Source organism: Tistrella bauzanensis (assembly GCF_014636235.1).
Classification (GTDB): domain Bacteria; phylum Pseudomonadota; class Alphaproteobacteria; order Tistrellales; family Tistrellaceae; genus Tistrella; species Tistrella bauzanensis.
Genome location: NZ_BMDZ01000022.1, coordinates 63,214 through 71,579, shown reverse-complemented (window position 1 = coordinate 71,579; position 8,366 = coordinate 63,214). Strand labels below are relative to the sequence as shown.

Annotated in this window: 5 protein-coding genes; 4 read left to right on the top strand and 1 reads right to left on the bottom strand. The window is 67.2% G+C overall.

All coding sequences use genetic code 11. The annotated features are described in order from the left end of the window. Window positions 1-216: 216 nt before the first annotated feature. The 4 genes from tyrS (at window position 217) to IEW15_RS11035 (ending at window position 4,879) form a co-directional block, all read left to right on the top strand. A complete protein-coding gene (gene tyrS, locus IEW15_RS11050; RefSeq protein ID WP_188577776.1) occupies window positions 217-1,473 on the top strand; it encodes a tyrosine--tRNA ligase in 1,257 nt (418 codons plus the stop codon). 223 nt (window positions 1,474-1,696) lie between these two features. Continuing rightward, the gene (locus tag IEW15_RS11045) at window positions 1,697-2,155 is read left to right on the top strand and encodes a MarR family winged helix-turn-helix transcriptional regulator (protein WP_229708017.1); all 459 of its coding nucleotides are present in this window, start codon (window positions 1,697-1,699) and stop codon (window positions 2,153-2,155) included. Window positions 2,156-2,166: 11 nt separating this feature from the next. Next, window positions 2,167-3,810, top strand: coding sequence for an efflux MFS transporter permease (locus IEW15_RS11040; RefSeq protein WP_188577774.1), 1,644 nt, complete (start codon window positions 2,167-2,169; stop codon window positions 3,808-3,810). 22 nt (window positions 3,811-3,832) lie between these two features. Continuing rightward, entirely contained in the window at window positions 3,833-4,879 is a 1,047-nt protein-coding gene (locus tag IEW15_RS11035) for an HlyD family secretion protein (protein WP_188577772.1), read from the top strand. A 21-nt stretch (window positions 4,880-4,900) separates the two neighbouring features. Here the strand turns inward: IEW15_RS11035 and IEW15_RS11030 are convergent, their stop codons facing one another. Then, window positions 4,901-8,278: a YhdP family protein gene (locus IEW15_RS11030; protein WP_188577769.1), complete on the bottom strand. Its 3,378-nt coding sequence runs from the start codon at window positions 8,276-8,278 to the stop codon at window positions 4,901-4,903. Window positions 8,279-8,366: the final 88 nt, after the last annotated feature.

The following is an 8,366-nucleotide window of genomic DNA, read 5'->3' as shown; positions in this document are numbered from 1 at the left end:
CTGTGGAAGCCTGTTGAATCACGCCAAACTATCGTGCGCCAGAGATTCCGATCACCGCGTTAACCTGAACTCGTTGCCCTGGTCAGGCCGGCGCCGGCTTGGCGCATCGGCCGCTTTCGTGCTACATCCCGCGCGGTAGCCCATCCAGTACACCCTGTCCGGCCGGCCTCGACACGATCCACGGCCGGCCGCCGTCCCGCAAGAGGAACCCCACCGATGACCGATCGCCGCTACGTGTCCGAGTTCGTGCGCGTAATGGTCGAGCGCGGCTATCTCCACCAGGCGACCGACCTGGAGGGGCTGGACCAGCGCTTGAGCCAGGGCACGGTCGCCGGCTATATCGGCTTCGACTGCACCGCACGCAGCCTGCATGTCGGCAGTCTGGTGCAGATCATGATGCTGCGCTGGCTGCAGAAGACCGGCCACAAGCCGATCGTGCTGCTGGGCGGCGGCACCACCCGGATCGGCGATCCGACCGGCCGGGACGAAGCCCGCAAGATGCTGGACGATGCCGCGATCGCCGACAACATGGCCGGCATCCGGCAGGTGTTCGACAAGTTCATCACGTTCGGCGACGGTACCACCGATGCCGGGCTGGTCAACAATGCCGACTGGCTGGATGGTCTGGGCTATATCGCGTTCCTGCGCGATTACGGCCGGCATTTCTCGGTCAACCGGATGCTGACCTTCGATTCGGTCAAGCTGCGGCTGGAACGCGAGCAGCCGATGTCCTTCCTGGAATTCAACTACATGATCCTCCAGGCCTATGACTTTCTGGAACTGTCGCGGCGGCAAAATTGCCTGTTGCAGATGGGCGGTTCGGACCAGTGGGGCAACATCATCAATGGTGTGGAACTGGGCCGGCGGGTGGATGAACGCGGGCTGTTCGGCCTGACCTCGCCGCTGATCACGCTCGCCTCGGGCCAGAAGATGGGCAAGACCGCCGGCGGCGCCATGTGGCTGAATGCCGATATGCTGTCGCCCTATGATTATTGGCAGTTCTGGCGCAACACCGCCGATGCCGATGTCGGCCGCTTCCTGAAGCTGTTCACCGAACTGCCGCTGGACGAGATCGCCCGGCTGGAGGCGCTGGGCGGCGCCGAGATCAACGAGGCCAAGAAAATCCTGGCCCATGAGGCCACCCGCATGGCCCATGGCGAGGATGCGGCACTGTCGGCGGCCGAAACCGCGCGCCGCACCTTCGAGGAAGGCACTGCCGGTGAAGACCTGCCGGTGATCATGGTGCCCGCGGCCGAGTTGGATGCCGGCATCGCCGCCTATGAATTGCTGGCCCGCGCCGGCCTCGCTCCCAGTCGCAAGGAGGCCCGCCGCGCCATCCAGGGTGGCGGCGCACGGCTGAACGGCGTCAAGATCGACGACGAACAGCGCCCGATCACCTCGACCGATCTGGATGGCGGCCAGATCAAGCTGTCGGCCGGCCGCAAGCGCCATGCGCTGGTGAAGCCGATCTGACGGCAGCGCCGCCCCGGCACCGGACAATCAATCCCATCACAACCGCCAGCGCGTCCTGGCCCAACGATCAGCCTGGATGCGCGGGCGGTTTGTCGCGCATCAGGCTTGCGCCATCTGTGGATGGCTGCCATGCGCCTGCCTCCCGCCCTCCGGTCTTGCGCTTCGGCGGAGAAAGGATCAAATATGGTCCCCCATTAATTAGCGTACTATCTATGTGAGCGCTATGGATACCCCTTCGACCGCACGACCGCCCGAAATGCTGCGGGCCGATTTCGCCACGGAATTGTCCACCGCGGGCCGCCGGATGCGGACAGTGTTCGACGGACTGGTGCGCAAACGCGGGCTGACCTTATCGCGCGCGCGGGCATTGTTGCTGCTGTCCAATCACCCGGCCATGAGCCAGACCGAACTGGCCGGCCTGCTGGAGATCGAGGGACCGACCGTGGTCCGCCTGCTCGACGGGCTGGAAAAACAGGGGCTGATCGCGCGCAGCACCTCGGGCCAGGACCGGCGCGTGAAGCAGATCAAGCTCACCGATGCCGCCAGGGCACAGGTCGCCGAGGTCGAGACGATCGTCGAAACGGTCCGTGCCGCCATGCTGAACGATATCGAGGATGCCGAACTGGATGCCGCCATGCGGGTGCTGAGCCGGGTCATTCATAATCTCGACACGGCATTCTGAGAGGCCGGGCCATGACGACGCCCACTCAGGATCAGGCTCAAGGTCAGGCATCGGAGCCGGCTGAGACACCGGCACCGGCTCTGGCACCGCGCTGGCATCGGACCATCGCCTGCATTGCCGCGTCGCTGCTGCTCTGGGTCACCCAGGGGCTGGGCATGAACCTGATCGCCGCCAACACAGTGCAGATCCAGGGCGCCCTCGGCGCCAGCACCAACGAGGCGATGTGGCTGGTGGCGGCCTATATGGCGCCGAATGTCAGCCTGACCATCATCCTCACCAAGATCCGAACCCAGTTCGGGCTCCGGCGGTTTGCCGAGATCAGCCTCGGGGTCTTCGTCACCGTGGCGGGCCTGCACCTGTTCGTTCAGGATCTGCATGCCGCCGTGGTGGTGCGGTTTCTGGCCGGTATCGCCGCCTCGCCCATGTCGACGCTGGGTTTCCTCTACATGCTGGAAGCCTTCCCGGCATCGCTGAAAATGTCGTGGGGGTTGAGCCTGGCGATCACCTGCACCACGCTCGGCGCGCCGGTCGCGCGGATCATCTCGCCCGATCTGCTGGATATCGGGCTCTGGCACGGTTTGTATGTGCTGGAAATCGGTCTGGCACTGATCGCGCTGGCGGTGGTGCATCTGCTGCCGCTGACCCCCATTCCCCACGCCCGGGTGCTGCGCCCGCTGGATTTCGTCAGCTATCCGCTGGTCGCGATCGGCTTTGGGCTGCTGGCGGTGGTGATGGTGCTGGGGCGCTATTACTGGTGGTTCGAGGCACCCTGGATCGGTGTCTGTCTGGCGCTCGCCGCTATGGCCATCGCGCTTGCGGCCGCGATCGAGATCAATCGCGAACAGCCGCTGATCGACATCCGCTGGCTGACCAGTCCCGAAATTCTCCATATCGCGGCGGTGCTGCTGGTGTTCCGCATCGTGCTGTCGGAGCAGACCTCCGGCGCCTTCGGGCTGTTTCAGGCCCTGGGCCTGCTCAATGAACAGAACCGGACCCTGCAGGTGGTGATCCTGCTGTCCTCGATCGGCGGCGGTATCACCTGCGCCATGGTGCTGAAGCCCGGCCGCGACGCGCCGATCCATGCCCTGGCCCTGGTCCTGATCGCGGCCGGCGCTTTCACGGATGCCCATGCCACCAACCTGACCCGCCCGACCGAGATGTATCTGAGCCAGGCGATGATCGCCTTTGGTGGCGTGCTGTTCCTGCCGCCGTCGCTGCTCGCGGGGCTGGGCCACGCGTTGAGGCAGGGGCCGACCACCATCACCAGTTTCATCGCCATGTTCCTGTTCACTCAGAGCCTGGGCGGGCTGATGGGATCGGCGCTGTTCGGAACCGTCGTCACGCTGCGCGAAAAATTCCACTCAAGCCAGTTGGTGGAGACCGTTGTGATGACCGATCCGGTGGTCGTCGCGCGGGTTCGGCAACTGGCCGGCGCCTATGGGCCGGTTCTGTCAGATCCACAATTGCGCGACGCCGAGGGGCTGGCATTGCTGTCGCGACAGGCGAGCCGCGAGGCGACGATCCTTGCCTATAACGATGTCTTCCTGATGGTCGCGGCGCTTGCCGCCATGGCCCTCGCCGGCCTTGTCCTTCATCTCCTTTATCAGCGCATCCGGCTGGCGGTTTCGAGCACGCCGGCCGGGGCTGCGCGGTAATGTCTGTATCGGTGCCATGACCATGCTCAATTCCGTGCGCAAGCTGTTGTCCGCCAAAACCCTGATCGCCCTGGTCGCGGGAGCGGCCGGTGCCCTGCTGGTGCTGTATGCCTGGCGGCTGCCGCCGTTCGAGACCACGGTCGAGACCACCGAGAACGCCTATGTTCGCGGCCAGGTGACGATGATCAGCCCGCAACTCGCGGGCTATATCACCAGCATTCCGGTACAGGATTTCGACCATGTGCGGGAAGGCGATCTGCTGGTGCGGATCGATGATCGCATCTATGCGCAGAAGCTCGCCCAGGCGGAAGCGACCCTGGCCGGCAGCCGCGCCAACCTGGATCACGCCGAACAGGATGCCCGTTCGGCGGATGCCAGGATCACGTCGGCGAAGGCCGAGGTGGCGAGCGCGCGCGCCACATTGGTGCGGGCCACGGCCGATGCCGCGCGGGTCGACAAGCTGCTGACCCGGGGCGCCGCCACGCGCAGCGCCGCCGATGAGGCCCGCGCCACACTGGCCCAGGCGCGCGCCGCCGTGGCCCGCGCGGAAGCGGCGGTCGAGGTCGCGGTGCAGGACCGCCAGGGTGTTCTGGTCGGCCGGCGGTCGCTGGAGGCGGCGGTCGCCAATGCCGAGGCCGCCGTGCAACTCGCCCGGATCGACCTCGACAATACCCGGATCACCGCGCCCGTCGCCGGCCAGCTTGGCCAGATCGGGGCGCGGGTCGGCCAGTATGTCTCGCCCGGCAGCCAGCTTGCCGCCGTGGTGCCCGAGCGGCGCTGGATCATCGCCAACTTCAAGGAGGGCCAGATCCACGACATGAAGCTGGGTCAGGCAGCCATCATCGAGGTCGACGCCATGCCCGGCACCAGCCTGCATGGCCATATCGAACATGTCTCGCCCGCCACTGGCTCGGAATTCAGCGTGCTGAAGCCCGACAATGCCACCGGCAACTTCACCAAGGTGGCGCAGCGCGTGCCAGTGCGGGTTGAACTCGACACCGGCCAGCCGCAGGCAACCGGTCTGGCGCCGGGCATGTCGGTGGTGGTGCGGATAGACACCGCCGGCTGAGCCGAACCGCTGCCAACGGCATTATTGCGGAAAATCGGGCCGGGGATCGGTGCCGGTTGGCGGCTTGCCGGGCCCGGTGCCATCGAGCCCGCCGGCGATGGCGCCGAAGATGTTGCGCAAAAAGCCCGGCGCCAATGCCGCCAGCGGATTGACGCTGACCTCCGGGTCGTCGAGGGGCCCCCTCAGACGATAGGTGGCCGCAAACACGCCACTGCCTTCATCACCCACCAGAAGATCGCCGATCAGCGGAATCCGGCCGACCGCGCTGTTGATGGTGTAAAGCGGCACCAGCGTGCCCGCCAGGTCGATGCGGTTCTGATCGAGATCGATGCGGCCCTTGGCGGTCACGCCGATCTCGCTGCCATGGGCGCGGCTGTCCTCCAGCGTGATCACGCCGTCATCATAGACGAAGTCACCGCTCAACACGCTCAATGCCACGCCGTCGCGCCCGCCGATACGGTCCGACACGCCGCTTGGCGACGCGGTGGCCAACGCCCGGGCAATGGCCGGCGCATTCATCAGCCGATAGTCACGCCCTTCGAAACGGCCGGCGACATGGATGGTTTCGGCGCTGTCGTCGATCACACCGGTGATGCCCAGCGTGCCGCCGGCGATATAGCCGCGCAGACCGGCGAAGGCCATCAGATCGTCCATACGATCGGTGTCGAGCCGCAGATTGCGGGCTCCTGCGGCCGCCGGATCGATGGTGACGCGGACGGTGCCGGGGCCGCGCTGACTGCCGGTGTCGGGGGCGACAGGCAGCGTCGCCTGAACGGCGGCACGGCGCACCGCGCCATTGACAGTGGTCGCGGCGGCCTCGACCTTTTCAAGGCGGCGGGCGTCGTCGATCCGCAGACTGTCCACCGCCAGATCGACCGTCACCGATTCTGACGTGTCGCCGTCGCCGGCATCGCCATCATCGGCGTCACGGGCAGCGGTGCTGTCGATCAGCGGCTCGGCATCAAGCATCCGGCCACGGATCGTGATCCGGTCCGGATCGCTGCCGCCGTTCTGATAGTCGACCCGCAATCGGCTGCGGCCGATATCGACCCGGGCCAGCCCGGCTTTCGCCAACTGGCCGCCGACAAGCTGAACGTCGCCGGTCACCACCAGATCGCCGGCATCGACGCGGGCATCCTTGATGTCGATCACCTCTTCGGCGCCATCCGGCGCCGCATGGGGATGAACCATGGCGGTCAGGCGGCCGGCACTGCCCGCGGGTTTGCGCCAGCCAAGATCGGGGACCGCCATGGCCGCGGGCGTGAGATCGGCATCGACGTCGATGAGCGGTTCGTCGGGCCGGCCACGCGGCAATTCCACCGCCAGATCCAGCCCCACCGGCCCGGTCAGGAAAGGGGCCAGATCCAGCCCCAGGCGCGACCGCATCGCATCATCGACCCGGCCGCTGACATCGACCCGTCGTTCCCAGGCGGTCGTTGGATCAATCGCCTGCCGCCAGTCGATATCAAACGGCGCGCCCCCCACCACGGCCTTGCCGTTCAGGCGCGCCAACCGGTTGTCGACCGCGACGGCGAAGGCGCCCTGCTCGACATCCAGGCCCAGCACCGCCGCCTGAACCGCCAGCTTGTCGATCCGGCCGCGGGCGGAATAGATCACCTCAGGGCTGTCGACGCCGATCGGCAGGTCCAGGGACAGATCGATGGCGGCCTGCCCCTCCAACCCCTCCGGATCCGAGAACGCCGGATCGACGAACTCGATCGGCGGCAGGGCCAGAACATCGAGCACGTCGCCGACCGGCCCCGTCACCGGCACCGCGACCGTCACCCGTGTCGGCACGCCCTTGACGCCGAAACCCTCGATGGCAACGCGCGCCCGGCCCAGAGCCAGACCGGTCTCCCCGGCCTTGCCGCCGGGGTCCAGAAGATAGCGCATGCCGCGCAGATCGAAGCTGCCGGTACCGGTCAGATTCCGGACCGGTGGCAAGGGCGGCTGATAGTCGACGGCGATCCCTGTGAAGGCGAACTCGCCCTGCACCGCCTGCCGCGCCAGACGCCCCTCCTCGCCCAGCATGCCGGGGCGGATGTCGATCGCGACCGACAGGCCGTCGACCCGCCCGCCATGGACCTGTGCCACCACCCAGTCACGCGCCTTTTCCTGCAAGCCGAGCGGCCAGTAGCGGTCGATATCGTCGACCTTCAACCCGCCACCGATCAGGCCGCCGGTCACCGACATGGTCTCGGCCCCGCCGGTTACGCCCTGGAAGGTCACACTGCCCCCCAGATCACCACCATCGGCCAGCCGGACCCGGGCCTGGGTGATCTCGACGCGGTCGCCATCCTGCGTCACGTCGACGACCAGAGCGGCATCGGCCACCGGAATCGGGCGCGCCAGAAAGCCGGGCCAGTCGATCACGCCGTCGGACATCTGCAACCGGCTGTGCAGCCGGTCGACCCGACGGTCGGTCATGACGATGTCGATGATGCCCTCGACACTGGCGCCGATGCCGTCGAACGGTGCAGGCAGGCCCAGCACCGCCGCCACCCGATCGACCCGCAGAGGTCGAACCGCCAGCGACAGATCGGCCGACCTGTTCTCGGGCTCGATGATCCCGGTCAACGCGGCGCCCACCGTTTCGCCAGACAATGTGCCGTTCAGATCCACGGCCACCTTCACCCGCTCACCATCCCGGGTCAGGCGCAGATCACGGCCGCTGACCTGCCCGGACATACCGAGACCGGCATCCTGATAGCCGATCCGGACCGCCGTCACCCGCACCAGGACAACCTGCGATACATCCAGCGCCCAGGCACCGGGGTCGGTGATGCCATCCAGCCATTGCCGCAGCCGCTCGTAATCCGATGGCGGGCTGGCCGGCACCGGTGGCGCCGCGGGGTCGGGCGCCCGCAGATCCGGATCGGGGCGCACCGGTTCGGGCGGCGCCCCGCCGGGTTCGAACAGCGGCAGCAGACGATCGATCGGCAGCCCGTCTTCGGGCCCACTCACCCGGTCGAGGGGGCTTGCGTCCAGCAGGGCCAGCGAGACCTCGCCCGACGTATCGCGCTGGACGGCGACTTCCAGACCGGTCAGTTCCAGAGTGGTGGGTGTGATGCGCTGTGCCACCAGATCGCCGATCGACAGGCCGATCCGCAGGCCCGGCAGGCGCAGCACCGGTTGGCCGAACCGGTCGACGATCGCGACATCGTCCACGGCCAGCGTCAGCGAACTGGTCGCCGCGTCCAGCGACAGCCGTGCGTCGCCGGCATCCAGTCGGAACCGGCCCTCGGCCAGTTCCAGCCGATCGGCGATCCAGGGGCCGGCGGGGCCGAGATCGACCGGACCCGCCGCCAGCCGCAGCCCACCCAGAACCAATGCCACAACCACGACGAGAAGACCCGCGATGAACAGGCGGGCAACCCATGTCGAGATCCGGACGATCATGCGGCACTGTCCTTGCGAGCGAGCCCCGGTTATGGTCCGGTGTCTAGCAGGTAATGACAGCGGGGCGAAGAGCCAAGACCGTGTCAGG